General features: G+C 69.1%; 21 protein-coding genes. 18 read left to right on the forward strand and 3 right to left on the reverse strand.

Going from position 1 to position 26,932, the window contains the following annotated elements; all coding sequences use genetic code 11:
* Positions 1–181 precede the first annotated feature (181 nt).
* Both ACWCOV_RS12290 and ACWCOV_RS12295 read right to left on the reverse strand, forming a co-directional pair.
* Positions 182–940, reverse strand: coding sequence for a hypothetical protein (locus ACWCOV_RS12290; RefSeq protein ID WP_449829320.1), 759 nt, complete (start codon positions 938–940; stop codon positions 182–184).
* A 121-nt stretch (positions 941–1,061) separates the two neighbouring features.
* A complete protein-coding gene (locus tag ACWCOV_RS12295; protein WP_449829321.1) occupies positions 1,062–1,754 on the reverse strand; it encodes a hypothetical protein in 693 nt (230 codons plus the stop codon).
* A 305-nt stretch (positions 1,755–2,059) separates the two neighbouring features.
* Here ACWCOV_RS12295 and ACWCOV_RS12300 point away from each other — a divergent pair, with 305 nt between their 5' ends.
* From ACWCOV_RS12300 to ACWCOV_RS12320, 5 genes are all read left to right on the forward strand, one after another.
* On the forward strand, positions 2,060–3,346 hold the full coding sequence (locus ACWCOV_RS12300; protein WP_449829322.1) for an ABC transporter substrate-binding protein: 1,287 nt from the start codon (positions 2,060–2,062) through the stop codon (positions 3,344–3,346).
* The gene (locus ACWCOV_RS12305) at positions 3,343–4,275 is read left to right on the forward strand and encodes a carbohydrate ABC transporter permease (protein WP_449829323.1); all 933 of its coding nucleotides are present in this window, start codon (positions 3,343–3,345) and stop codon (positions 4,273–4,275) included. Before ACWCOV_RS12300 ends, ACWCOV_RS12305 begins: the two co-directional genes overlap by 4 nt.
* Positions 4,272–5,099, forward strand: a complete 828-nt coding sequence (locus ACWCOV_RS12310; RefSeq protein ID WP_449829324.1) for a carbohydrate ABC transporter permease — start codon at positions 4,272–4,274, stop codon at positions 5,097–5,099. Before ACWCOV_RS12305 ends, ACWCOV_RS12310 begins: the two co-directional genes overlap by 4 nt.
* A gap of 2 nt (positions 5,100–5,101) precedes the next feature.
* Complete coding sequence (locus tag ACWCOV_RS12315) at positions 5,102–8,863, forward strand: hypothetical protein (protein ID WP_449829325.1); 3,762 nt, start codon at positions 5,102–5,104, stop codon at positions 8,861–8,863.
* A 421-nt stretch (positions 8,864–9,284) separates the two neighbouring features.
* The gene (locus tag ACWCOV_RS12320) at positions 9,285–11,363 is read left to right on the forward strand and encodes a hypothetical protein (protein WP_449829326.1); all 2,079 of its coding nucleotides are present in this window, start codon (positions 9,285–9,287) and stop codon (positions 11,361–11,363) included.
* Between the two features lie 5 nt (positions 11,364–11,368).
* Here the strand turns inward: ACWCOV_RS12320 and ACWCOV_RS12325 are convergent, their stop codons facing one another.
* Complete coding sequence (locus ACWCOV_RS12325) at positions 11,369–12,781, reverse strand: family 43 glycosylhydrolase (protein WP_449829327.1); 1,413 nt, start codon at positions 12,779–12,781, stop codon at positions 11,369–11,371.
* Positions 12,782–12,964: 183 nt separating this feature from the next.
* On the opposite strand from ACWCOV_RS12325, the gene ACWCOV_RS12330 reads away from it, so the two are divergent.
* The 13 genes from ACWCOV_RS12330 to ACWCOV_RS12390 all read left to right on the forward strand — a co-directional run bounded on the left by ACWCOV_RS12330 (position 12,965) and on the right by ACWCOV_RS12390 (position 26,854).
* A complete protein-coding gene (locus ACWCOV_RS12330; RefSeq protein WP_449829328.1) occupies positions 12,965–15,616 on the forward strand; it encodes a hypothetical protein in 2,652 nt (883 codons plus the stop codon).
* 251 nt (positions 15,617–15,867) lie between these two features.
* Positions 15,868–16,101, forward strand: a complete 234-nt coding sequence (locus ACWCOV_RS12335) for a hypothetical protein (RefSeq protein ID WP_449829329.1) — start codon at positions 15,868–15,870, stop codon at positions 16,099–16,101.
* A 181-nt stretch (positions 16,102–16,282) separates the two neighbouring features.
* Complete coding sequence (locus ACWCOV_RS12340) at positions 16,283–17,620, forward strand: FGGY-family carbohydrate kinase (protein WP_449829330.1); 1,338 nt, start codon at positions 16,283–16,285, stop codon at positions 17,618–17,620.
* On the forward strand, positions 17,617–18,234 hold the full coding sequence (locus ACWCOV_RS12345) for a histidine phosphatase family protein (RefSeq protein ID WP_449829331.1): 618 nt from the start codon (positions 17,617–17,619) through the stop codon (positions 18,232–18,234). The genes ACWCOV_RS12340 and ACWCOV_RS12345 overlap by 4 nt, the downstream gene beginning before the upstream one ends.
* On the forward strand, positions 18,231–19,031 hold the full coding sequence (locus ACWCOV_RS12350) for a DeoR/GlpR family DNA-binding transcription regulator (RefSeq protein WP_449829332.1): 801 nt from the start codon (positions 18,231–18,233) through the stop codon (positions 19,029–19,031). The genes ACWCOV_RS12345 and ACWCOV_RS12350 overlap by 4 nt, the downstream gene beginning before the upstream one ends.
* A 12-nt stretch (positions 19,032–19,043) precedes the next feature.
* A complete protein-coding gene (locus ACWCOV_RS12355) occupies positions 19,044–20,507 on the forward strand; it encodes an FGGY family carbohydrate kinase (RefSeq protein WP_449829333.1) in 1,464 nt (487 codons plus the stop codon).
* The gene (locus ACWCOV_RS12360) at positions 20,504–21,523 is read left to right on the forward strand and encodes a 2-hydroxyacid dehydrogenase (RefSeq protein ID WP_449829334.1); all 1,020 of its coding nucleotides are present in this window, start codon (positions 20,504–20,506) and stop codon (positions 21,521–21,523) included. Before ACWCOV_RS12355 ends, ACWCOV_RS12360 begins: the two co-directional genes overlap by 4 nt.
* 2 nt (positions 21,524–21,525) lie before the next feature.
* Entirely contained in the window at positions 21,526–22,221 is a 696-nt protein-coding gene (locus tag ACWCOV_RS12365) for an MgtC/SapB family protein (protein WP_449829335.1), read from the forward strand.
* Between the two features lie 83 nt (positions 22,222–22,304).
* Positions 22,305–23,111 carry an inositol monophosphatase family protein gene (locus tag ACWCOV_RS12370; RefSeq protein WP_449829336.1) on the forward strand — a complete coding sequence of 269 codons (807 nt, stop codon included), beginning with the start codon at positions 22,305–22,307 and terminating at the stop codon, positions 23,109–23,111.
* Complete coding sequence (locus tag ACWCOV_RS12375; RefSeq protein ID WP_449829337.1) at positions 23,108–24,061, forward strand: carbohydrate ABC transporter permease; 954 nt, start codon at positions 23,108–23,110, stop codon at positions 24,059–24,061. Before ACWCOV_RS12370 ends, ACWCOV_RS12375 begins: the two co-directional genes overlap by 4 nt.
* A complete protein-coding gene (locus ACWCOV_RS12380) occupies positions 24,058–24,870 on the forward strand; it encodes a carbohydrate ABC transporter permease (RefSeq protein WP_360515084.1) in 813 nt (270 codons plus the stop codon). The genes ACWCOV_RS12375 and ACWCOV_RS12380 overlap by 4 nt, the downstream gene beginning before the upstream one ends.
* The gene (locus ACWCOV_RS12385) at positions 24,867–26,192 is read left to right on the forward strand and encodes an ABC transporter substrate-binding protein (RefSeq protein WP_449829338.1); all 1,326 of its coding nucleotides are present in this window, start codon (positions 24,867–24,869) and stop codon (positions 26,190–26,192) included. Before ACWCOV_RS12380 ends, ACWCOV_RS12385 begins: the two co-directional genes overlap by 4 nt.
* Entirely contained in the window at positions 26,189–26,854 is a 666-nt protein-coding gene (locus ACWCOV_RS12390; RefSeq protein ID WP_449829339.1) for a glycerophosphodiester phosphodiesterase, read from the forward strand. Before ACWCOV_RS12385 ends, ACWCOV_RS12390 begins: the two co-directional genes overlap by 4 nt.
* The last annotated feature ends 78 nt before the right edge of the window (positions 26,855–26,932 follow it).

Here is a 26,932-nt window from a genome sequence, read left to right on the forward strand (position 1 = left end):
ACTGAGGCCTACCCCACGGTCAGCCAGGTGATCGCCAGCCCGGCGATCCACAAGGCGCTGCCGAGCCAGGCGCGGGTGTGGAGGCCGGTGACTGTTCCGGCCGGCCGGCCGAGCACTGCGCCGTACACAGCGATGCCGATGGCGAACGCGCAGTCGACCTCACGGACTCCGGCGGCGGGCCCTAGCTGGGCTTCTCTGAGTTGGAGCCCGACAGCGGGCTGTCTCGCCGTACGACGTTGGACGCAGCCTTGTCGAGCACGGCCATCAGCGCCTCCTTGTCCTGCGGGAGACCGGTGGAGCTCATCTCGACCGCACAGAGGCCGCTGTCGTCGGCGACCCAGCGGACGATCACGTAGCGGACGGTCGCCTTCGGAGCCAACGAAGCGGGTGGCACGTAGGTGTAGGAGAGCGTCGCGTACTTGCCCTCGGTCGTGCTGGAGACGATCTTCAGCATCTGGTCCGGGGGCAGCTTCCCGAGCTCGTCGATCCGCGCCTGCATCGAGGCGGCCGGCGGGCGCTGGATGGTGAAGCCCGACTCGATCCGGAGCCAGCGCTTGCCGGTCGGGTCGGTGAACCGCGCGGTCCGCGGCGGGTCGGGCTGGGTCATGCTCCAGTTGGACGGAACGCGGGCCGTGACTCTCGACTTGTAGACGTAGCTCACCTCGAACGTGCGGCTCTTGTAGCGCAGGTCCTCGGCCTCGAGCGCGGGCGAGTAGTCCGGCACGATCTTCCGCGGCTGCGCCGTCGGCGCCGGAGTCACCGACGGGCCCGGCGTCGACACGCGAGGGCTGCCCAGCGGAGCCGCCGCTCCGGTGGAGGCCGCAGCCGACCGCTCGACCGCGGTCAGCAGGCCGACCCCATACCCACCGGCGCCGCCGAGCGCGGTGATGACGACCAGTCCCGAACCCAGCAGAGCGCCTACAGTCCCCCGACGAGCCACGCCTGCCTCACCTCCCCACATTTCCCCTACTCCCCACAGACACCGTAGCCCGCGCCGGGGTTGCGGCAGCCGCGTAACAATTCCGTGAAACCACCCTTTCGGGCTCCGTCGAACAGTCCGCTCAGTTCGTCTCGCGCACTGTCCGGGTCGCCGCCAGCAGCACCTCGCCGAGGCCGTTCGCGTCCTGCGGGAGCCCGGTGATGCTCATCTCCACCGTGGTGAGGTCGTCGCCGGTCGCGACCCAGCGGACGATCACGTACCGGCGGGTCTCCTTCGGGATGAACGTGTAGATCAGCGTGGACACCGTCCGCGGCCGGCCGTCGTCGCCCTCGACCTGCTCGTCGGACTCGGTGAGGATGCGCAGGTCGTTCTCCGGCGCCTGGCTCTGCTTCAGAGCGACGACCAGCGCCGCGCGGGCATCCGCCGGCGTCTGCTTCGGCTCGACCGCCTCGACCCGGACACCGCGCTCGTTCAACCGGTCCAGGAACTTGACCTCCGCCGGAGCCTGCTTGTCCCGGGTCAGCCGCCAGTCGTCCGGTGTCTCGATCGAGACGCGCACCGACTGACCGTCCTCGCGGGTGACCGTGAAGCTGCGGGGCTTGTAGCTCAGCCCGGTCTCCAGCGCAGCCACATCGCTGGGCACGGGCGTCTTCACGGGCAAGGACGGCTCGGGCGGCGTCACCTCGCCGAGGGGGGCCGCTTGGCCGGTGGCGGTGGGGACGGGGACTTCGGTCCGGTCGCCGGTGAAGTAGCCGGCGGCCGCGCCGAGGAGCGTGATCAGCAGGATTCCGCTGACCAGAATCGGACGTTTCACCCGTGCACCGGTCCGGGCGTCAGGCGGCTCCGGCCGGTTCCGTCGTACGGCGTGACGGTGCGCAGCACGTCGTACGGCGTGCTGTCCGACGGAACGCGGGCGGGAACGGGCACGGCGACATCTTCTCAGGCGACCCGGGCAGCCAGCCAAACAGCCGCCGTCGACTGAATCCTTTCAACGAGGTCTTGACACCCCTCCGGGCCGTCCGTAGCGTCCCGCGTGAAGAAAGTAACACGACTTCGCGATTACTTCACATCACCAGGCGGTATTTCAGGGGCTCTCGCCCCGCGGCTCAGGAGGAACCCATGGCATTCGATCAGTCCGTCAGTCGGAGGCGGCTCCTGCAGCTGATGGGCGGCGCGGCCGCCGTCGGCACGCTCGCTGCCTGTGGCGGCGGGAACGGCGGCTCGTCGTCGTCCGGCGGCCAGCTGAAGGTGATCGGCGCCGGCAGCCAGGAGGCCGGTCTGCGCAAGGCACTGGACGACTACAAGAAGGCGCACTCCGACTTCGACTTCAACCTCTCGTTCTCACCCGCCGACCAGCTGCAGACCGCGCTCCGCGCCCAGCTCGCGGCCGGGAACGCGCCCGACCTGCACGCGGTCTACCCGGGCAACGGCAGCGCGATGTCGATGGTCCAGCTGAGCAAGGCGAACCTGCTCGCCGACCTCAGCGACCAGTCCTGGACGCAGAAGATCCCGACCGGCTTCAAGGGCGCGTTCCAGAACGACGGCAAGACGTTCATCTTCTCGCCCGGCACCAGCGTGCTCGGCGCGATCTACAACAAGAAGGCGTTCGCGACCGCCGGCGTCGAGCCGCCGAAGACCTGGTCGGAGCTGCTCGCGGTCTGCGACAAGCTGAAGAAGAAGGGCATCGTCCCGATCGCGCTCGGCGCCCAGACCCCGTGGGTGACCCAGCTGATCGACTACGCGCTGGTGCCCGGCACGGTCTACGCGAGGACGCCGGACTTCGACGACAAGATGACCGCCGGCCGCGCGTCGTTCGCCGACTCCGGCTGGGCCGACGCGATGGACAAGTACCTCGAGCTGCAGAAGAAGGGCTTCTTCAACGACAACCCGAACGGGACGACGTACGAGCAGGCCACCTCGATGGTCGGCACCGGCAAGGCCGCGATGGCCGTGCAGGTGTCCGCCGTACTGCAGGCCTTCCGCGAGGCCGCGCCGTCGCCGGACGACCTGGGCATGTTCCCGTTCCCGGCCACCGACGTCGAGGCGGACAACTGGATCCCCGGCGGGGTCGTGGTCGGCATCGCGATCAGCGCGAAGAGCAAGAAGGCCGACCAGGCGAAGAAGTTCATCGAGTACTGCGGCCAGCCGGACGTCGTGAACGCCTGGGCCGAGGCGGTCGCCTGCGTCCCGCTGTACTCCGACGGCGAGGCCAAGGTGGACCCGGTCCTGAAGCCGTTCCTGCCCTACCTGAAGGACAACAAGGCCGTCCCGTTCATGGACCAGCGCTGGCCGAACGCCGAGGTCCAGCCCACCCACTTCGCCGTCGTCCAGGAGCTCCTCGGCGGCAAGACCACGGTCGACGGCGCCCTGAAGAAGATGGACGAGGCCTACCGGAAGAGCGCATGACAGTTTCCTTGCAGGCGGTACGACGCGACGCCGTGAAGGCATCACGGCGTCGCGGCGGCGGGATCTCGCCGCCGTGGTTGTTCGCGGTGCCGGCGTTGCTGGTCTACGCGCTGGTGATGCTGTACCCGAGCATCGCCGGGGCGGGGTCGGCGTTCACGGACTGGTCCGGGGTGGGGGAGCAGCGGTCGTTCGTCGGGCTGGAGAACTTCAAACAGCTCGTGCACGACGACCAGGCGCTGGGCGCCTTACGCAACACGCTGCTGCTGACCGTCGCGATCGTCGTCGTGCAGAACGGGATCGGCCTGCTGCTCGCACTCGGCGTCCACACCGGGATCAAGAGCCGGATGGCGCTGCGGGTGATCTTCTTCGCGCCTGTCGTGGTCAGCCCGGTGATGGTGTCGTTCCTGTGGAAGTACGTCTACAACCCGGCGCCGGACGCGGGGCTGAACGCCGCGCTGAACGCGATCGGGCTCGGGGCGCTGCGCCAGGACTGGCTCGGTGATCCGTCGCTGGCGATCTGGTCGGTCGCGTTCACGGTGATCTGGCAGTGCGCCGGGTACTCGATGGTGATCTTCCTGGCCGGGCTGGAAGGCGTGCCGCAGGAGCTGCAGGAGTCCGCGATGGTGGACGGCGCCGGGCTGTTCGCTCGGTTCCGGCACATCACCTGGCCGCTGCTCGCACCGGCGACGACGATCAACGTGATGCTGTCGACGGTCGGCGGGCTGACGCTGTTCACCCAGATCATCGCGATGACGAACGGCGGTCCCGGCTACGCGACGGACACGCTGTCGACGGTGCTCTACAAGCAGGCGTTCGTGTTCGGGAAGTTCGGCTACAGCACCGCGGTCGCGCTGGTGCTGGCGATCTTCGTCGCGGCCGTCTCCTTCATCCAGCTCGGCTACCTGCGCTCGAGGGAGACGACGGCATGAGGACCGGCTACCGCCCGCGCACGCTGGTGCGTGAGCTCGTCATGATCGCGGTCGCGATCGCGTTCCTGTTCCCGGTCTACGCGCTGGTGACGCTGGCGTTCAAGGACCCGGAGCAGATCGCGAACGAACCGCTGTCGGTGCCCAACCCGCCGTCGGTCGGCAGCTTCAGCGAGGCGTGGCAGTCGGCCTCGCTCGGGTCCGCGTTGCTGAACAGCACGCTGATCACGGTGTCGAGCGTGGTCATCCTGATCGTGCTCGGGTCGCTGGCGGCGTACTTCCTGGCCCGGACGGCGTCCCGGCTGAGCTACAGCCTGTACATCCTGTTCCTGGTCGGCATCATCCTGCCGTTCCAGCTCGGGATGATCCCGCTGTACCAGCTGGTCAACGACCTGGGACTGCTCGGCACGTACCAGGGGATGATCCTGTTCTACACCGGCATCCAGCTGCCGTTCACGGTGTTCCTCTACACCGGGTTCATCCGGTCGCTGCCGGCCGACTACACCAACGCCGCGCTGATCGACGGCGCCTCGCACCTGCAGGCGTTCGGGTACGTGATCTTCCCGCTGTTGCGGCCGATCACCGGCACGGTGCTGATCCTCAACGCGGTGCACATCTGGAACGACTTCTTCACCCCGCTGCTGTACCTCGGCGGCTCCGGCCGGGAGACCGTCCCGGTCCGGGTGTTTGCCTTCGTCAACGAGTACACCTCCGACTACGGGCTCGTCGCCGCCGGCCTGGTGCTCGCCGCGCTGCCCATCCTGCTCGTCTTCCTGGTCCTCCAGCGGTACGTCATCCGCGGCTTCTCCAGCGGCCTGAAGGGATAACCGTGGCACTTCCCCCTCGCCTGGCGTCGGTCCTCGCCGATCCGCCCAGGTCCCACTCACCTGCGCCCATCTGGTGGTGGAGCGGCGAGCCGCTCGACCCGGCCCGGCTGCGCTGGCAGCTGGAGCGGTTCGTCGAAGGCGGGGTGTACCAGCTCGTCGTCCTGAACCTGGCGCCGGCCGGGTCGGACCACGGGTGCGACGCGGACGACCCGCCGTTCTTCTCGGAACGGTGGTGGTCGGTGTTCCTCGGGGTTTGTGACGATGCCGCGGAGCTGGGGGTGTCGCTGTGGTTCTACGACCAGCTCGGGTTCTCGGGTGCGGACATCCAGGCGCGATTGGTGGCTCGGCAGCCTGCGTACGCCGGCCGGCGGTTGCAGCGTTCGACGGTCAGCGGGACCGGCCGGCTCGACCTGCGGTGTCCGCCGGGTGGCCGGGTGATCTCGGCGTCGGTTTCGTCGGCTGTTGACGTGGTCGTCGATGGCGGCGGCGCCTCGTGTGAGGCGGATGTCGAGTCGGAGTTGTCGTTGTACTACGAGACGGACCACGGGTTCGACTACCTGAGTCCGTCGGCCTGTGCGGCGTTGCTCGACCAGGTGCACGGTGAGTTCGAGCGGCGGCTCGGGGATCGCCTCGGGAAGGTCGTGGTCGGGTCGTTCCAGGACGAGCTGCCATCGGTGCCGACCTGGTCCGCCGACTTCGCTGCGCGATTCGAAGCACGGTACGGGTACGACCTCCGGGACCGACTCGATGCGCTGTGGGACCTCGCCGTACCCGATGGGGCTCGGGTACGGCGGGACTACCACGCGCTCCGGGCTTCGCTGGCGGAGGAGGCATTCTTCAAGCCGTTGCACGAGTGGCACGAGAAGCACGGGCTGATCGTGGGCTGCGACCAGCAGGACCCGGCGCGGGCCGGGTTGCCGGTCGAAGGTGTCGAGCTGTACGCCGACTACGCGCGGACGCACCGGTGGTTCAGTGCACCGGGGTCCGACCATCACGGGGATGCGCGGATCCACTCGTCGTTGGCGCACCTGTACGAGCGGCCGAGGACTTGGATCGAGGCGTTCCACTCCACCGGGTGGGGTGGGACGTTGGAGGAGACGTTCGACTGGTTGCTGCCGTGGTTGCGGACCGGGGCGACGCTCTACAACCCGCATGCCGTCTACTACACGACCCGGGCCGGGTGGTGGGAGTGGGCGCCGCCATCGACCGACTGGCGGCAGCCGTACTGGCGCCATCACAAGGCGTTTGCGGATGCGATGACGCGGTTGTGCGCGGCGTTGTCGTTGGGGCGGCATGTTTGCGAGGTCGCCGTACTGTTCCCGAACGCGACGGCGCAGTCCGACTTGACGATGGACGGGCCCGGGCCGGATGCGTTGCGGGCTCAGGCGGTGTATCGGGAGTTGATCGGGGACGCGACGTGGTTCGCACCGGTGCTGGGTGTGCTGGACCAGGCTCGGATCGATGCGGACGTGATCGACGACGAGTCGCTGGCGGGGGCCGAGGTTGTCGGTGGGGCGCGGTTGACGGTTGCGTCCGAGTCGTACGCCACCGTCGTGTTGCCTGCGGCAACGGTGCTCGAGGATGCGGTCGCTGAGCGGTTGAACGAGTTCGTTGCCGCCGGTGGGTTGGTTGTTGCTGTTGGCGCCGTACCTGATGGGTTGTCCGGGGCTGTGGTGGTCGAGTCGGCGGCGGATGTTCCTGAGGTGCTGGCCCGGGTGCCGCGGCGGGTGGAGGCGGAGGTGCCGGTGCTGACCCGGGAGGTCGACGGGGCGCTGGTCGTGTTCGTCACGCCGACCGAGTGGAGTGCCACGGAGATCGACGGTCAACCCGTTGGGCGGGGGATCAGTCACGAGTGGGCTCGGGTCGGGTACTCCTTCGATCCGGCGCGGTACCGGGACGAGGTCCGGCTCCGAGTGCGCGACTTGCCGGGACCTCCGGTGCTTGTGTCGCCGTTCGACGGGTCGTCGAAACCCCTTGCCTACAAGCTGGATGAGAGTGGGATCGCCGAGGTCGCCGTGCCCTTCGCGGCTGGGCCTGCGGCCCTCGTGGTGTTTGCCGAAGGCAATGCGCCGGTTGACGACTTGCCGGCTTCCGGACCACAGCATGTGGAGACGTTGTCCGGTGACTGGGAGTCTGAGCTCGTTCCTACGCTCGACAACACCTGGGGTGACTTCGCTTGGCCGGCTTCGGCGCCTTCTGGTGATGTCGTGGTCGAGCGTTGGGCGCTCGAGCATCGGGTCGACGGCTCGGACGACTTGCAGCCGGCGCACGCCACCTTCGGGCCGCATGGGCTGATCGACGGTCAGCCGGTTGAGTATTCCGAGTCACGAGGCATTCGCAAGGACCATATCCACCACCACGCACTCGGCCCGAAGGGTCACGTCCCCGAAGACTTCCTGGACTTCGGGACTGTCGCTGCCGGCCGGACGGTGACGTTCACCGCGGCGTTCGACTTGGCTTCGGCCTTGGAGAGCACTGTGGTTGTCAGTGCGCCGGCGGCCAAGGAGTTGCTGATCGATGGCCGGCCGCTGCCGATCGTCGATGACGGTGGGTACGTCGGCTCGGTCCCAGTGACGCTCGACGCCGGCACGCATCAACTCGAACTGCGATTGACTCCCGACGAGGAGTTGCAGCTTCGGGCGAATGTGGCGTTCGTCCGGGACCTCGCGGCGTACCGCCGGCCTTCGTGGATCGCCGCGGCCTCTGCCGGGTCCGCGATCAGCTACAGCACGACCGTCGTACCGGGGGATTGCACTGAGCTCACGTTGACCGCGTGGGGCGCGGCGCGGGTGCTTGTCAACGACGTGGAGGTCGGCCGTCAGGGCGGCTTCATGCCGTACGAGCGCCCGACTCCCCGGGTACGCCGCTACGACGCCGCTCCCGCACTCCGGCCGGGCGTGGAGAACACCATCGTCGTCGAGGTCACCCGCCCAACCCCGATCCTGGTGGACGGCCTGGCAATCTCCGACCACGACTGGACCGCAACAGTCGACGGCACATCGGTCGACACCGTACGCCGCCGCCCCTGGCACCGCTCGCTCCCCGACCTCCACCTAACCCGCCGACCGCATCCGCTGCCGGGTGCCGCGTGGCTCGACGGCACGGCGACCGATGTGGTCGAGCCGATCACTTTCGCCGTACCTCGCCCGACGTCGGATCGGATCGAACACCTGCGCTTCGACCTCCCACCAGGCACCACCCGCCTGGAGGTCGACGTGGTCGGCGAAGCCGTCCTCTCGGTCGACGGTGTCCAACTCGCCACCGGGCCAAGCCCGTCCTCCGAACGTACCGGCCGCTCGCCATCCGGCACGCTGGTCGCCGACGTACCGTCCGGCGCTCGAACCGGTTGGCTCACCGTGATGACCACCCCCGGCCACGAATCCGGCGCCGCCCTAACCGGCCCGATCCGCGCCACCGTCGGCTCCGGCAGAATCCCCTTGGGTGACTGGCAATCCCACGGCCTCGCCGAGTACTCCGGCGGCGTCCGCTACACCCGGACGATCACCCTCCCCGACACCGCAACCCTCGATCTTGGTAGCGTCCGCGGCACCGCAGAAGTTCTCGTCGACGGCATCTCGATCGGCACCCGCTTCTGCTCGCCGTACACCTTCGACCTCACAAACGTGGCTCCCGGCAACCACACCCTCACCATCGAAGTCTTCAACACGGCAGCACCCCACCTGGACGCGATCAGCCCCACCCACTTCGTCTTCCCCAACCAAAACACCTCCGGCCTCCTCGGCCCCGTCACCCTCAGATGGTGAGGCTTCGGCGGGCCCGGATGAGCGCCCACGGGGCAAATAGTGGTGGGCTTCAGGGGTGGCGGGGTGGGATGGCTTGTTGTTCTTTGGTGAGGCGGGACAGCAGGGCGTCGGAGTACTGGTAGCCGTAGCGGGTGTTGCCCCATGAAGGGCCGTAGCGGTGTAGCCGTACTTTCCGCGTACTGCGCCCCGGTAGCCGCCGGAGTGGACGGGGAAGAACCCGCCGTGCTCCCGGATCGACGCGAAGCACTCGTCGATGAACAAACCCTCGACGTAGCTGTCCAGCCGAGTACCTCAGAGCCCGTTGACGGACCCCAGTTGTAACGTTCGGCTGGCCTGGCCGATAGCAGAGCGCGGCCATCTTTCCGCCGCTCCGACTTCTGGGGGGTTCCCTCTGCGCACGTTCCTGCGCTTCGCCGCGCCGATGGCGCTGTCGGCCGTCGTTCTGACCGCGGCTGTTCCGGCGACGGCGGTCACCGGCTTCTCCACCTCGACCCAGCAGGTGGAGTCGGTTCCATCGGTGCCGCTCGGGGTGCGGGTGAAGGGCACCTTCACCGGGATCGACCTCGCCTGGAACCTTCCCGCGGACGAAGGGACCACGGACGGGGTGACCGGCTTCGTCGTTCGCCGCACCGTGAACGGGACCGAGACCTCTTACACCGTGCCGCGCGCCGCGGGCACCACCTTCAACTGGCAGGACACCGAGCGGCTCCCCGGTGCGACGTACTCCGTCGCCGCGGTCAACGCCGATGGCGAGGGGCCGGCCAGCGTTCCCGGACCGGCCGACACGGTGCCGGGCGCCGCCGTCGTGGCGCAGACCGATGCCGTCACCGTCGCGCACACCGTGACGACCGACGGCGTCAGCCGCACGTTCCTCGGCCAGATCGCCGTCCAGGGAGCAACCCAGATCATTCCGCTCGCCACCTCGGGCCCGACCCAGGACGTCGACAAGGCGATCGCGGCGTCGGCCGACGGACGGCAGGTCGTCTTCTCGCAGGGGCAGACGAGCCTGTGGACGGTCTCGGCGGTCGTTCCGCACGCGCAGCCGGTGAGAATCCTGGCCGGGTCGAGCGGGATCACGGTGAAGTCGTGGTCACCGGACGGCACCCGGATCGCCTTCGAACGCGAGCAGAACGACACCTCCTGCGTCGAGGTCATCGGCGCGACCGGCGGCACACCGATCCGCGTCGGCTGCGGCCTGGCCGCGCCGTCCTGGCTGCCCGACAACCAGACGTTGGTCGTCAAGGAGCAGGCGCAGGGCAAACTGCAACGGATCCAGGCCAAACCGGGCGGCGCGGTACTGACCACGTACGCCGGCACCGAGCTGGCGCAGCACCCGGTCGCGTCACCGAACGGTCTGTGGATCGCCTACTTCAAGAACACCTCGGTGAACGTGATTCCGGTCGGTGGGGGCACGCCCGTCCCGAATTACCCGTTCGGCACGAGTGGGGAGTCGCTCAGATGGGCGAGCTCCAACCTCCTGCTCGCCACCCGCCGTACGGAGTCCGGAAGCACCCTCCAGCAGATCCCGGTCAACGACGGACGGCCGTACGTCAACGCGCAGCTCTTCGACCCGCCGGCCGGGGAACTGGTCGAGTCGGCCGTCTGGCAGGGCCCACGGATCACGATCAAGCCGACCACAGCTTTCGTCGGGCCGAACCTGACGATCCCCTTCGACACGACCGGGCTGGTCTCGCCCTACGTGAGTTGCGAGTTCGACGGGGTGAAGACGGAACCATGTCCGCCGTCGCCGTTCCAGAAGACAGGCGTCTCGCCCGGCCTGCACGTCCTGCGGGTCTGGGCCGTCGAGCCGGGCGGACGCGGCTCCACAGCCGTCCGCTGGCTCCAAGTCGACTCCGCGGCGCCGAGCGTCAAGATCACTGGACCGACGTTCGACGTGACGAAGGCCGCCACGGCCACCGTCACCTACGCCGGGGCCGACGACAACGGCATCGGTTCGTACGACGTTCGCTGGCGGATCGCATCCACCGCGGGCACTTTCGGCGCCTATGCGCCGGTCAAGTCCGGTACGACGGCCACCTCCGTCGCGATCGGTGTCGCGGCAGGCTACGAGTACTGCGTGTCGGTCCGGGCCCGCGACATCGCCGGCAACGTGTCCGGGTGGACAGCCGACAAGTGCTTCTCCCGGCCTTCGGACGACCGCCTGATGGGCGCCGCCAAGGGCTGGGTCCGGGCCACTCATCGCGCCTACTACTTGGGCACCGCGACCGTCACCACTGCGAAGGGCATCTCCGTCTCCCGCAGTGTGCAGGCGAAGCGGATGTTCCTGATCGCGACGAAGTGCGCGACCTGCGGCGGCCTGAACGTCTACTACAACGGCAAGTACGTGGGTGCTGTGAACCTGTACAAGGCGACGACCGAGTACCAGGCCGTTGTGCCGCTCCCCGTGCCGGCGACCTTCCTGACCGGTTCGGTACTCCTGACCACGAGGGTGGCGAGCAAGGTCTACCAGGTCGACGGACTCGCCGTCCGGCGTACCTGAGCTCGTCAGTAGACCTCGATGCGGTCCAGGCTGATGACTGTGCTGCTGGAGGCCGGGTTCTTGTCGCCGGTGACCCGGACGCGCACGGTGTGAGCGCCGGGTGCGAGCGTCGGGCTGACGTACATCAGCTGCTCGCCGACGCGGATCGAGCTGTAGTAGTCGATCCGCTGTTCCGGGCCGCCGTCGATGGAGATCGCGGCGATCCCGTTGCCCACGTCGGCGACGCTGAGCAGCGCGACCTTGGTGCCGTTGAAATGGATGGTCGCGGAGGCGTCCCGAACGCCGCTCCAGTGGTCGTTGCCCCAGAAGCACTGGTTCCCGCAGCCCGATCCCGAGCTCCAGTTGCCGCTGTACACGACCGTGCTGTCGGTGTCGTTGATCCAGTAGTTCGCCGAACCGGGATCACCGGACGGCAGGTTCTGCGTCGCGCCCGCGGCCAGCGGCCGGCCGAGGTTCGGGGTGCCGTCGGCGTTCCAGCTGATCTTCTGCGCCCGGCTGGTGCGGAAGGAGTACGTGTAGGTGCTGGTGTTCTTGCCGTGGTACGCGATCCAGTCCTCGGTCCCGTCCGGCGACTTGAAGAACGAGTGGTGACCCGGACCCCACACGCCGGTCGCGTCGTTGCGGGAGAAGATCGGGCCGGGGTGCTGCACCCAGTTCGCCGCGACCATCGGGTCGGCGCCGTTCGCGATGCTCTTCATCCACAGTTGGTAGTCCGGCTTCCCGGTGTCGCAGGACGAGTAGGTGAGGAACACGCGCCCGTTGCCGTAGATCGGTGTCGGTCCCTCGCGCACCTCGCTGCAGCCGCCGGCGGCGGGAATCGCGACCCGGCCGCCGGTCACCGTCCACGGGTTGCTCATCCGCGCGACGTAGAGCTGCGCCGGTCCGCCCTGACCACGGCCCGGCCCGGTCCAGACGAAGTACTGCTGCCCGTTCACCGTGATCGGCTCGCCGTCGATCGCGTACTCGCCGAAGTCCGCGATCTTCGCCTTGAAGTGGTACGGACCGAGCGGGTTGTCGCCCTCGGACTCGATCACGTACATCCGGTGGTTGGCGTCCACGCCGTCGGAGGCCGTGTAGTAGATGTACCAACGGCCGCCGACCTGCCGGAACGCCGGCGCCCACATCTGCGTGTTGCGGCTCGGGTCCGAGTCCCGCCAGACCACCTGCTCCGGCTGCACCAGCAGGGTCGCCAGGCTGGGCGACGACCAGATCCCGATCCGGTCGCCACGGGTGGTCGCGACGTAGTACCTGCCGTTGTGGAACATCAGCGACGGGTCGGCCGACGGGTTGACCGGGTTGCGGAAGGTCTGTGACTGCACAGCACTCTCCAATTGCCGCGCCGACGACGCCGGTACGGCGCCGGTCAGCAGCAGTACGACGGAAACAGCCAAGGCCACTGCGGGGCGGAAGAACGTCATGGCAGTACCTCTCGAGCCGGAGGGGCGGACCGGTCCCATCGTTTGTACTGCGTCTTTACCATCGTTGTAAACCCTTCACACGAGCATCGAAGGCCGGGAACCGCCGTACCCCGGCCGAGCCGCTGACACGCATCAGTGAGTCTCGAGTCGCCGCCTGAACTGCACGACCGGCATCATGGGGCGATGCTCGGGGAATCGGAGGGCACGAAAGGCGACGCCACGATCGAACAGATCGGCCGGCGCCGGACGTTCACCAGGACACTTCAACTCGCTGTCGTGCTCGCCGTGGTCCAGTGGCCGATGCGCGACGCGGTGCACGACGCGGCCGGCTCGGCGCTCGGCTGTGAGGTGCCCGGCCGGCTGTCGTTGCTGGTCGACGCGACGTTCATCATGGCCTACGTCTACGCGGCGTACCGGGCCTACAAGTACGTCAAGTTCCTGAGTCGCCAGTCCTGGAAGCAGATCGCGGCAGTCGGGTCGTGGATCGTCTTCGTCGCCGCGCTGCTGGACATCGTCGAGGACGTCCGGCTGTGGAACGAGCTCGGCACGTCGTGCGCCGATCTGTCGACCGGCTGGCTCACCTGGCTGATGCGCGGCACCGGACTCGTCGGCGCAGTCGTCCTCGCCGTCGCACTCTTCGCCACCAGCCGCTTCGGGCAACGCACGTTGTACGGCGTCCGCCTCGACCCGCCGGCGACGTTCAAACGGATCAGGGACGACGGCAAGGACGCCGGCCAGTTGGTGATCACCTGCTCCGGCGGCGGGATCCGGTCGGCGTCGTTCTGCCTCGGCGCCCTGCAACTCCTGCGGGAGAAGGGCTTGTACGACAAGGCGTCGAGTGTGATCGGCGTCAGTGGCGGCGGCTACATGGCCGCCGCGTTCCATATCCTCCGGCGGACCTGCGCCGACCCGTTCTCGCCCGGCTCGCCGGAGCTCGCGCGGTTGCGGCGGCAGACCCGGTACCTGTTGCAGGGCGGCCGGGCGATGTTCCGGGCCGCGTTGTCGGTGCTGTTCGGGCTGGTCGTCAACCTGCTGCTGATCGGGATCACGCTGCGCGCGATTGCCTGGGTGCTCGGCTGGTTCCTCGCCGACCAGCAGGTGGTCCTGCCGGGCGACGGCGGGATCGCGATCGACTGGCGGCCGAACGACTCCTGGTTCTTCCTCGGGCTGTCGCTGTTCCCGCTCGCGCTGAGCGCGGCGATGTTCGTGCTGGAGAAGGTGTGGGACCGCTGGGCCCGGATGCCCGATGTGGTCCGGATGATCCTGACGACGATCGGGAACGTCGCGCTCAAGTTCGGCGTACCCCTTGCCGTCCTGCTGCTCGGCGTGCCGGGCGGCCTTTACCTGCTGGCACAACTGCCGGGTGAATCCAGTCTCCCCTCGGCGTTGCTGGCGTTGGTCGACCCGGCGAAGCAGGGCATCGCGTCGTTCAGCGCGCTGGTCGTCGTCCTGATCGGGCTGGGCAAGGCGGTCTGGAACGGGCTCGCGGTCGAGGGCAAGGAGTCGGGCAGCATGCGGGCCCGGCTGCTCGCGTTCGCTCGGACCAAGCTCGCGCCGTGGGTGGCGAGCGCGATCATCGTGCTCGCGGCAGTGATCGTGCTGCTGCGCTGGACCGGTGGCTACGCGACCGAGCCCGGGTACCAGGAGAACTGGAACGTCGCGCTGATCCTGGCCGCGATCGCGGTCGCCATCAAGGTGCTCACCGACGCGAACCGGACGTCGCTGCACTCGTTCTACCGCGAGCGGTTGTCGCGCGCGTTCCTGGTCACGCGGAAGGACAACGGCGCGGCCGTCGCGCTCGACTACCACCTGCGGCTGCGGTACTCGGAGTGGGGGAAGCCGGTCGACGGCGGGCCGCAGCTGGTCATCGCCGGTGTCGCGAACGTGTCCGACGGCGACTTCGTGCCGATCCAGCGCGACTGCGTGCCGTTCGTCTTCGACGCCCAGCAGATCGGGATCATCGGCGACCGGTCGCTGCCCGACGGCGGCCGGCGGGCGACCGACGACTACGAGCGCGAGGCGGACGTGCTGAAGCGGGAGGTGACGGTGCCGGCCGCGATGGCGATCAGCGGCGCCGCGTTCAGCCCGCTCACCGGCCGCGTGAACGCGCGGACCAGGCCGGTCCGGCTGCTGCTCGCCGTACTGAACGCCCGGCTCGGGGTGTGGCTGCCGAACCCCTACTGGAACAACCGGCCCACGGCGGCGTTCCCGGAGGTCCGCGGAAACTTCGCGAAGGTACGGCGGTACGTCGGCAGCGTGATCGACAAGCCGGGTCCGTACCGGCTGCTGCTGGAGGGGATCGGGCAGCCGTCGATGTACGACCGGCGGATCTACGTGACCGACGGCGGTCACTACGACAACCTCGGCCTGGTCGAGGCACTCCGCCGCGAGCCGGCCCAGGTGATCGTGATCGACGCGTCGAACGACCCCGAGGACCGGTTCACCGCGCTGGCCGAGGCGATCGCGACCGCCCGGATGGACCACGGGATCCAGATCGACATCGACCCGTCGCCGATGATCCGCGGCAGCAAGCCGAGGGCCGATCGGCCGTGGGCGTACGGGATCGCGACGCACCCGCTGAAGGACGGCGAGGACAAGCCGTACAAGACCGAGATCTTCTTCGTGAAGGCGGTGCTGGCCGGCCACCTCGGCTGGGACATCGAGCAGTACGCCGCCGGGCACCCGGACTTCCCGCGCCGGACCACCGGCGACCAGTTCTACGACGAATGGGACTTCGAGGCCTACCGCTCCCTCGGCTACGCGCTGGCCGAGTCCCTCACCGAGCACCACCGCGTCCGCGCTCGCCTCGAGGACCTCCAGACCGAGAAGGTCTAGGCAACCAAGTACGCGGTCGACGGCAACGAACAGGCGTCGAATGCTGGTGCGGATGCACGTGCAGTCCGCCTGGTGAGCGGATGGTTGCCTACCTCCCGGCGCGGTGGTGTGATTGGTGGCCGTGTGCCGGAGAATCTTTACACAAAATTAGCCGTGACCTTTCCGGGCACCAGGTCGTTGATCTGTCAGATAGTTCACGACCTGCAGAGATTGCTGGGGCAGACTCGCTGGGGAATCTGGAAGGACCGCCCGTGCATCGATTCAATCCGCCGCCCGACTGGCCCGAGCCGCCGAGTGACACCTGGCGTCCGCCGCCAGGCTGGGAGCCGGACCCCGAGTGGCCGGACGCACCGGCGGGCTGGGGCTTCTGGGTCAACCGCAACGGCCGCCCGGCGAGTGGGCCGATCGGTGCGTACGGCGCACTCGACGCCGGCCGGGTCGAGTTCGCCGCCGTCGACCCCGCGCTGGTCCTGATGCACTCCTGACCAGCCGACACTCCGACCGTCCCGCCGGTACAGGCGCAGCCGGCCGGACCCGCCCGGCTCCCGCAAGCCTCACAGCTGCGGGAGCCGAGTCATGTCCGGGTTCGGACGCAGGCTGGCGTGTTCTTACCGTCTTCTGATGTTATGTTATCAGCGCAGATAACACTGGATCGGGAGGCGGCACGTGAGCTGGATCGGCGTTGACCTCGGCACGCAGAGTGTGCGCGCCGTCCGTGTCGATGCCGACGGTGCGGTCGCCGCCCGTGCCGCGCGACCGCTGGTCAGCCACCGGGACGGTCCACGCCACGAGCAGGACCCGCAGAGCTGGCTCGAAGCGGTCGACGCGGTCCTCGCCGAGGTCGCCGGCCCCGAGCTCCACGGCATCGCGATCTGCTCGACCTCCGGCACTTTCCTGCTCACCGACGACCAGGGTCGCCCGGTCACCCCGGCTTTGATGTACGACGACGCGCGTGCAGCCGACCTGCGTGACCGCATCGTGGATGCCGACCCGAATCGCTGGGCTACCTCGATGCAGCCGACCTGGGCGCTCCCGAAGCTCCTCTCGCTGCACCCGTCGGCGCAGCACCGGATCGTCCACAGCGCCGACTTCGTCGCCGCCCACCTCGTCGGCCACTCGGTCGCCACCGACACCAGTCACGCGCTCAAGACCGGTTACGACCTGGTTGCCGACTCCTGGCCACAGGCCGCCTTCGACAAGCTCGGCCTCCCGGCGAGCCTCTTCCCCGACGTCGTCCTTCCCGGCGCCGAGCTCGGCCGCACTCCGGCCGGCGTCCCCGTGTACGCCGGCATGACCGACGGCTGCGCCGCCCAGATCGCCGCCGGCGCCCTGAGCCCCGGCGCGTGGAACTCGGTCCTCGGCACGACGCTCGTCCTCAAAGGCGTGAGCAAGGATCTCCTCGACGACCCCACCGGCGCCGTCTACAGCCACCGGCACCCGGACGGCGGGTGGCTCCCCGGCGGGGCGTCCAGCACGGGGGCCGGCGTACTCACCGAGCTGCTTCCCACCGCGGACCTCGATGCTCTGGACCAGGCTGCCGGTCCGGTCGACGCCGTCATCTACCCGCTCACGAAGACCGGCGAACGATTCCCCTTCGTCGCTCCCCAGGCCGAGCGTTTCACCCTCGGCAACCCGACCGGTGACTTGGCGACGTACGTCGCGGTACTACAAGGTGTGGCCTTCATCGAGCGGCTCGCCTTCGAGCACGTGGTCGGCCTCGGCGCGGAGCCGCTCCGATCGGTGTCGCTGACCGGCGGCGCCGTACGCAGCGGGTACTGGAACCAGCTCCGCGCCGACGTCCTCGGCGTACCGGTCGAGCTCCCGGCTGCGCCGGATCCGGCGTACGGCATGGCCGTGCTCGCCGCGTCGTCCGGCGGCTCGCTCACCGAGACGGCGCGCCGGATGGTCAGGACCGAACGCATCCTCGAACCAGGACCACGACAACTCGAGGACCTGTACGGCGAGTTCGTCGCCGAGCTGGATCGACGGGGGTACCGCGGATGAGGACGACGATCGTCCTGGCCAGGCACGGCCGGACCGAGTGGCACCACGGCAACCGGTACACCGGGTCGACCGACCTCCCGATCGACGAGGTCGGCGTACGGCAGGCGCAGCAGCTCAAGGAGTGGGCGGTCGACTACGCGCCGGACGTGCTGTGGTGCTCGCCGATGCTGCGCGCCCGGCAGACGATCACGCCGACGGCCGAGGTGCTGAACCTCGAGCCGACCCTCGACGCGCGGCTGCGGGAGGTCGACTTCGGCTCGGCCGAGGGGAAGATGCTCGGCGAGCTGCCGCCGGCGGTGGCCAAGGCGTTCCAGCTCGACCCGGTCCGCGACCACTTCCCCGGCGGGGAGGACCCGGCCGCGGCGGCCGACCGGGTGCACGAGGTCTTCCACGAGATCGGGCGGCGGCACGAGGGCCAGAAGGTGCTCGTGGTCGCGCACAACACCCTGATCCGGCTGCTCACCTGCCGGGTGCTCGGACTGCGGCTGAACGACTACCGCAGACTGCTACCTGCGCTCGGTCCCGCGGCGTTGGTGCGTTTCCGGTGGCAGGACGGCACAGTGGGTCTCGAGGCGTACAACGTTCCCGCAGTACGAATGGAGACCCTGGCATGACATCCGACGTCGACGGTGACACCTCCGAGCTGAGTCGCCCCGCCCGCCGGCAGGCCGAGATCGCGGCCTACGTCGTCGAGCACGGCTCGGTCTCGGCCAACGACCTGGTCGAGGCGTTCGGGGTGAGCGTGATGACCGTGCACCGCGACCTGGACGAGCTCGAGCGCCAGGGCGTGGTGCGCAAGTACCGCGGCGGCGTCAGTGCGCAGCCGACCAGCGTGTTCGAGAGCAACGTCGCGTACCGGCTGAACACCGCGCAGACCGAGAAGACCGCGATCGCGCGGCACGCCCGCGCGATGATCGAGCCCGGGATGTCGGTGATGCTCGACGACTCGACCAGCGCGCTGGCCCTCGTCGACCTGTTCGAGGACATCACCCCGTTGACGGTGGCAACGAACTTCCTGCCCGCGATCACCAGGCTGACCGCACTGCGGGACATCACCCTGCTGGCGCTCGGCGGGATCTACTCCGCGACGCACGACTCGTTCGGCGGGATGCCGTGCGCGGAGGCGGTCGAGGCGCTGCACACCGACCTGCTGTTCTGCTCGGTCTCCGCGGTGTCGCCGACGCACGCCTTCCACCAGGAGGAGGAGATCGTCCTGGTGAAGCGCGCGATGCTGCGGTCCGCCAAGACCAAGGTGCTGCTGGTCGACCACGCGAAGCTCCAGCGCACCGCCCTGCACCGGCTCGCCCCACTCACCGACTTCGACGTGGTGATCGTGGACGAGAAGACCCCTCAAGACCTGATCCAACCGTTGCGCGACCACGGCGCCACCGTGGAGGTAGCCAAACTCTAGAAGGGGGAGCCTATGGACGTCGGGGTAGACGTCGGCACCACTGTCACCAAGGCCGTCGCGTTCGGCGACGACGGGCGGCCGGTGGCCGAGGCGTCCCGGCCGACCAGGCTGGTCCGGCCGGGGCTCGGGCGGTTCGAGCACGAGACCGCCGAGATCATTGCCTCGGTCAACGAGGTGGTCGGTGAGCTGGCCGGCACGGTGGGGACCCGGCCCGGCGTCCTGGCGATCACCGCCCAGGGGGACGGCCTCTGGCTGGTCGACTCCGACGGTACGGCGGCCCGCCCGGCGATCTCCTGGCTGGACGCGCGCAGCAGCGCGATCCTCGACCGCTGGACCGCCGACGGGGTCGCCGAGCGGGTCTTCCGCCGGTCCGGCAACCGGATGTTCCCGGGGGCCTCCGGTCCGCTGCTGGCCGCCGTACTCGCCGAAGAGCCCGAGGTGATCGCCCGCGCGGGGACTGCGGCGTACTGCAAGGACGTCGTGATGCAGCAGCTGACCGGCGTCCGCGCGACCGACGTGTCGGACGCGTCCGCGCCGTTCCTCGATCCGCGGACCAACGAGTACGACGACGAGGCGCTGAAGGCGACCGGTCTGTCCGAACTCCGGCACCTGCTGGCACCAGTGGAGCCCGCCGGCCCCGTCGGCGAGCTTCGCGACGACTCGACCGGGATGGCCCCCGGCACCAGGGTTTCCGCCGGACCGTACGACCTCCCAGCCGCGGCCGCCGGGACCGGCGTGCAGGAGCCCGGCGACGCCCTCCTGACCGTCGGTACGACGCTTGCCTGCCAAGTCGTGACGCGCGACCTGCCCGTGGACGGCGAGCCGGCCGGGTTGTTCCTCGGCACCTGGACACCAGGTGTCTGGCTGCGCGCGATGCCCGCGATGGTCGGAACGGCCGCGCTCGACCGGGTGCTGGCGCTCGTCGGCGTCGGGACCGACAAGTTGCCGGCGTTGCTCGCGCAGAGCCCGGTCGGCGCACAAGGCGTGACTGTCCTTCCCTATCTGTCCGAGGCCGGCGAGCGAGCGCCGTTCGTCGACACGCGCGCTCGCGGGACGATCGACGGAATCTCGCTGTCCACCACCACGGCCGACCTGGTCCGCGCGACCTGCGAGGGCATCGCATACGCCGCCCGCCACTGCCTGGACGCGGCCGGGTGGACCGGACGCGTCACCGTCTGCGGCGGCGGCGCCCGCAGCCGCGAGTGGACGCAGATCCTGGCGGATGTCCTGAACGCACCCCTGCACACCGCAGAGGCAGAACAGGTCGCCGCCCGCGGCGCCGTGATCTGTGCGCGGCGCGCGGCCGATCCGGACAGCGCCGGACCGGAGTGGATCGCCGAGACCCGCCAGGTCGACCCTGATCCCGCCCGCGCCGCCTTCTACGCCGAGGGCTACGCCCACTACCTGCGCCGCATCGAGTCGGCCCGCCCACGCTGGTCCGACCCCGCCCCAACGTTCACCACAGGAGTTCGATGAGAACCATCAAGGCATTGCTCGCCGGCGACCACTTCGTGCGCAACGAAATGCTCGCCAAGGCACTGTCCTCCCTCGACGACGTCGCCTTCGACTTCCGCGAGGTCACGTTGCCCTGGCCGCTGACGCCGTACGGGCGGGTGGCCGAAGTGGACGAGGCGAGTGACGCCGAGGACCAGTTGATCGCGGCGCTGTCCGGAGTCGAGGTCGCGGTCACCCAGATGGGGCCGTTCACCGAGCGGGTTCTCGAGGCCGCGACCGACCTCAAGTTCCTCGTGGTCTGCCGGGGCGGGCCGGTCAACGTGAACGTGCCGGCGGCAACCAAGCGCGGGATCGCCGTCGCCTCCACGCCCGGCCGCAACGCGGTCGCCGCCGCCGAGCATGCGGTCGCGTTGATGATGGGCGCCCTGCGCAACCTGCCCCGCCTGCAACGCACGCTGGAGCAGGGGGAGTGGCGCAGCGACCTCTACGCGTACGACGAGTGCGGCCTGGAGCTCGACGGGTCGACCGTCGGCTTGGTCGGGTACGGCGCGATCGGCCAGCGGGTCGCCCGGGTGATGCTCGCCTTCGACGCCCACGTCCTGGTCGCCGATCCCTTTGTCGACAAGGCTTCTGAGGGTGTCGAGCTGGTCGAGTTGGACGACCTGCTGCGCCGGTCGGACGTGGTCAGCCTGCACGCCCGGCTGACCGACCAGACCCGCGGCATGATCGGCGCCGACCAGATCGCGCTGATGCCGCGCGGCGCCGTACTGGTGAACACGGCTCGTGGTGGTTTGCTGGACTATGACGCGACGGTCGACGCGTTGGAGTCCGGTCAGCTGGGCGCGGCTGCGTTCGATGTCTTCCCGTCCGAACCGGTGCCGGCGGGCGCTCGGTTGCTGACGGCACCCAATGTGGTGATGACGCCGCACCTGGCCGGCGCGACCCGGCAGACCGCGCATCGCGCCGGCTCCCTGGCAGCGGAGGCTGTCGCCGCCTACCTGGCCGGGAAGGACCCAGTCGGGCTGGTCTCGGCGTAATCATGCAACTCTTCACCTCCAGCACCGGGACCGAGCTCCTGCTGCTCCTGGTCGCGTTCGTGCTGTCGATGATCATCGGCATCGAACGGCAACTGCAGCAGAAGAGCGCGGGGATGCGAACGCACACCCTGGTCGGCACCGGCGCCGCGCTGTTCACACTGGTGTCCGGGTTCGGCTTCAACGCCGTACTCGGCACCGACGTGAACCTCGACCCGTCCCGGATCGCGGCCCAGATCGTCTCCGGCGTCGGCTTCCTCGGCGCCGGCGTGATCTTCATGCGGCGAGACGTCGTCCGCGGCCTGACCACCGCGGCGACGATCTGGATGACGGCCGCGATCGGCATGGCCTGCGGCGCCGGCATGCCCTTGCTCGCCACTGCCGCGACGGTGCTGCACCTGGTTGCCGTCGGCCCCTTCGGCCGGCTGGCCCGGTTCCTGCCCTCGCCGGACCGGCGCCGGATCGTGACGGTGCGGTACGACGACGGTTCCGGCGTGCTGCGCTCGATCCTGTCGACCGCGACGGCGATGGGGTACGAGGCGTCGGTGCTCGGGACCGAGGTGCACCGCGACGGCGGCCGGCCGCAGGTCCGGGCGTCGATGCGGTTCCGCGGCCGGCCGCCGCTGCAGAACCTGGTGCTGGCTCTGGACGAGCTGGACGGTGTCACCGGCGTCCGGCTGCGCAACGACGATGACGACTGAAGTTGTCCGGATTGTTGTGAAGTGGGGGAGAAAATCACATACATTCTCTATACGTCACCATGAAACGGTGATAATTTCACGGCGTGCTTAACACTCCGCCCCACACCGAGCTTCGTGCGCTGGCCCTTCGGCTGGCGTTCGCGGCCGGTGCGGAGTTGGTGGCGCGGCAACCAGGTCTATCGATTGACGCGGCTGGTGTCGAGACCAAGACCTCGGCGAGTGATCCGGTCAGCGACGCGGACCGGGCCTCCGAGAAGCTGATCACCGACGGCCTGACCGCGGCGCGACCGGGTGACGGCCTGCTCGGTGAGGAAGGCGCCTCCCGCCCGTCGGCCACCGGCCTCACCTGGGTGATCGACCCGCTGGACGGAACGGTGAACTACCTCTACGGCAGGGTCGACTGGTGTGTCTCCATCGCGGTCGAGGACGAGGCCGGCGCACTGGTCGGCGTGGTCCACCAGCCGCGCACCGGGCTCACCTGGTCGGCTGCCCGCGGAGCCGGCGCCGTCCGCAACGATGTCAGCCTGGGCCCGCTGCGTGACGTCGCCCTCGAGGCCGCCTTGGTGAGCACGGGATTCTCGTACCTCCCCGAGATGCGCGCCGAGCAGGCCGACCACCTGCGCCGGCTGCTGCCCGCCGTACGGGATGTGCGTCGCGGCGGCTCGGCCGCCCTCGACCTCTGCTCGGTCGCGGACGGTACGGCGGACGCCTACTACGAACACATGATCCAGCCGTGGGACATCGCCGCCGGATCCCTGATCGCCCGTGAAGCAGGCGCTCAGGTCATCACCGGAACCGCCTTGCCCGACGGCGTCCTCGCGGCCGCGCCTCCCCTGGCGGCCGCTCTTGTCGAACTGCTCGCCCCACCTACCCCGAGGAGGTCGGTGTGACCGCACTGGACCTGCCGGTCCGGACCCATCCGGACGAACGCCGGCCGGCCACGGACAGCGGCAACCAGCAACGCCGCAGGCGGCGCCGCGAGTACGGGCTCTTCGCCCTGCTGGTGGCGCCCAACCTGCTGGTGATCGCGGTCTTCGCGTACTGGCCGATCGTCTACAACGCGTTCCTCAGCCTGACCGACTGGAACATGATCGCGGCCAGGCCGGCCTTCGTCGGGCTGGCGAACTACGGCCGGACGCTGACCGACCCGGCGTTCCACAAGACGCTGTGGATCACCGTGGTGTTCACCGGCCTGATCGTGGCCGGCAGCCTGGTCATCGGGCTGGCGCTGGCGTTCCTGTTCAACCTGCCGCTGAAGGGCCGCGGCGCGGTCCGGACGATCGCGTTCGCCCCGCACATCCTGTCGGGCGCGGCGGTCGCGACCATCTGGCTGTTCATCTTCGACCCCGGCTACGGCCTGCTGCGGGCGCTGATCGAGCCGTTCGGCGCCGAGCCGCCGGACTGGATGAACAACTCCGACTGGGCGCTGCCCGGCCTGGTGATCGTCTACCTGTGGAAGAACGTCGGCTTCGCCGCGCTGATCTACCTGGCCGGCCTGCAGGGACTGCCCAAGGAGCTCGACGAGGCGGCCGCGATCGACGGCGCCTCGACGTGGACCAGGTTCCGCGCGATCAAGCTGCCGTTGCTTGCCCCGATCACCTTCTTCCTGCTGATCACCACGGTGATCGGCACCTTCCAGGCGTTCGACGTGATCGCGGTGATGACCGGTGGTGGCCCTGGTGATGCCACCACCACGCTCAGCTGGTCGATCTACAACGAGGGCTTCCAGGCGTTCAACGCCGGCCGGGCGGCGACGCTTTCGATCATCATGTTCGTGATCCTGCTGCTGGTCACCACGGTGCAGGCCCGCGTGATGGAGAGGCGGGTGCACTACCGATGAAGGCTCGTGCGATCCAGTACGTCGTACTGGTCGGTGTGGCGGCCGTGTTCCTCGGACCGTTGTACTGGCTGCTGTCGACGGCGTTCAAGGTGCCGACGCAGATCTACCAGTGGCCGCCGGCCTGGTGGCCGGACCTGACCTGGGAGAACTTCAGCCTGGCCTGGAAGGCCGCGCCGTTCGACCGGTTCTTCCTGAACTCCACGATCATCACCGTGGCCGGGACCGTGCTGAAGGTGGCCAACGCCGTACTGACGGCGTACGCGTTCGCCTACCTGCGCTTCCCGTTCAAGAAGGTGCTGTTCTTCGCGGTGCTCGGCGCGATGATGGTGCCCGGTCACGTCACCCTGCTGCCGAACTACCTGACCGTGGCGACGCTGGGCTGGATCAACACCTACGCCGGCCTGATCATCCCCGGTATCGGCTCGGCGTTCGCGACCTTCCTGATGCGGCAGCACTTCCTGACGTTGCCGACCGAGGTGACCGACGCGGCCGCGGTCGACGGCGCCGGTCACCTGCGGACGCTGTGGCGGGTGGTGCTGCCGATGTCCCGGCCGATGCTGATCACGGTCGTGGTGATCACCGCGGTCGAGGAGTGGAACAACTTCGTCTGGCCGCTGATCGTGACCAACACCGCCTCGATGCGGACGCTGCCGGTCGGGCTGCTGATCCTCAAGGACGAGGAGGGCCTGGCGAACTGGGGAACCATCATGGCCGGCACGCTGCTCGTCCTCGCGCCGATGCTGCTGATCTTCCTGATCGCCCAGCGCTACATCGTCGGCGGTATCACCCAGGGAGCGCTGAAGGGATGAGCATGCTGAATCGCAGGGTGTTCCTGGGCCTGGCGGCCGGTGCCACGCTGGCCGGCTGCGGCTACCGCTCGGTCGACGCCGAGTACTCCCAGCCCGCAGGCGTGGTGCCGAAGCAGTACGCGAACCGCGTCCGGGTGGTGTTCTGGTCGCCGTACGGCGGCGTGAACGGCAAGGCGGTCGACAAGCTCGTTGCCAAGTTCAACGACTCCCAGCAGGACGTGTACGTCGAGGTGCAGTTCCAGGGCAGCTACGACGACGTGGCCCAGAAGGTCGCGGCCGCGCTGGTCGCCAAGCAGGCGCCGGATCTCGCCGTACTGTCCGACGTGACCTGGGAGCGGTTCTTCCTGAACGACGCGCTCGAACCGCTGAACGGCTACTTCACCGACGGCTTCGGCCCGGCGGTCTACCAGGAGAAGCTGTTCGGCGAGTACGTCGTGAAGGGGCAGAGCTGGTGCGTCCCGTTCGCCCGCAGCACGCCGATCCTCTACTACAACCGGGAGGCGTTCGCGAAGGCCGGGTTGCCGGACCGGGCGCCGCGGACTTGGAGCGAGCTGCGGTCATGGGGGCCGGAGTTCGCCAAGGTGCAGTCCGGCGGCCGGTCGCTGCGGACGATCGCGTTCGCGAAGATCGACGGCGACTGGCAGTTCCAGGGCAACGTGTGGCAGTTCGGCGGCGCGTACTCCAAGGGCCTCGACGTCACCATCGACCAGGACGGCGCGGTGGCGGCGGGCGAGTGGCAGCGCGAGATGGTGCACGACAAGGGGATGGCCTACATGGCCAGCAGTCCCAGCACCGACTTCGCCAACGGGCTGGTGGCCGTCATCCAGGAGTCGACCGGCGGCATGAAGACCATCACCGGCAAGGCCAAGTTCGACGTCGGCGCCGGGTTCATCCCGTCCGAGGTCGCCTCCGGCCTGGCCACCGGCGGTGGTGGGATCGGGATGCTGCGCAACATCTCCACCGAGCGCAAGACCGCGGCCGCCACGTTCCTGCAGTTCCTGGCCCAGCCGGAGAACTCGGCCTGGTGGACCAAGGAGACCGGCTACCTGCCGGTGGTGAACGCCGCCCGGGAGAACGCGGACCTGAAGAAGCTGATCGCCGAGCAGCCGAACTACGGAGTCGCGATCGAGCAGCTCAAGAACGCCCGGCAGCAGGACGCGATCCGGCTCTACGGCCGAAACGCGAACGTCGTCATCTACACCGGCCTGCAGCAGATCTACGCCGACAACGCCCAGCCGAAGCAGGTGTTCGCGTCCGTCGCCCGCCGGCTCGACGCGATCGGCGAGGAAGTCCGTCGACAGTACGAGGAGAAGGTTCTGTGATCATCACCGGCCACCGCGGTGCGCTCGGGACCGAACCGGAGAACACGCTGCGCTCGTTCCGCCGCGCCGTCGCCGACGGCTGCGACGAGATCGAGCTCGACCTCCGGGTCACCGCCGACGACGAGCTCGTCGTCCTGCACGACGCGACCGTCGACCGGACCACGTCCGGCTCGGGGGAGGTCGCGTCGCTGTCGTTCGACGAGCTCCGCTCGCTGGACGCCGGGCTCGGCGAGGTGGTCCCGACCTGGGCCGAGACGATCGCGGCGATCGACGTCCGGTTCCAGGCCGAGGTGAAGGCGGCCCGCGCCGTACCGCTGCTGGTCGAGTCCCTGCAGGCCGATCCGGCGCTGGCGGCGCGGACGATGGTGACGTCGTCACATGCCGACATCCTGCTCGCCGTCCGGCAGGCGATGCCGTCGGCGTCGACCGGGCTGATCTTCGGTCGTACGCCGGACGTCGCCGACGTGCTCGCGTTGACCCAGGCCGCTCAGGCGGGTACGGCGCTGTGCGGCATCGCCGGCCTGACCGCGGACGGTGTCGACAAACTCCACGCCGCCGGCCTCGACGTGACCGCCTGGCCCGTCCCCGACCCAGAGGTGTTGGAACGAGCCGTCGCACTCGGTGTCGACGGCATCACCACCGACAACCCGCATCTGTTGTAGGGGACCGCCAGGCCATCACAACTCCGCCCGCGGCACAGAGTCGCGCGGGCGCCCGGCCCCCACCGCCGATTGTGATGG

Source organism: Kribbella sp. NPDC002412, from assembly GCF_053592935.1.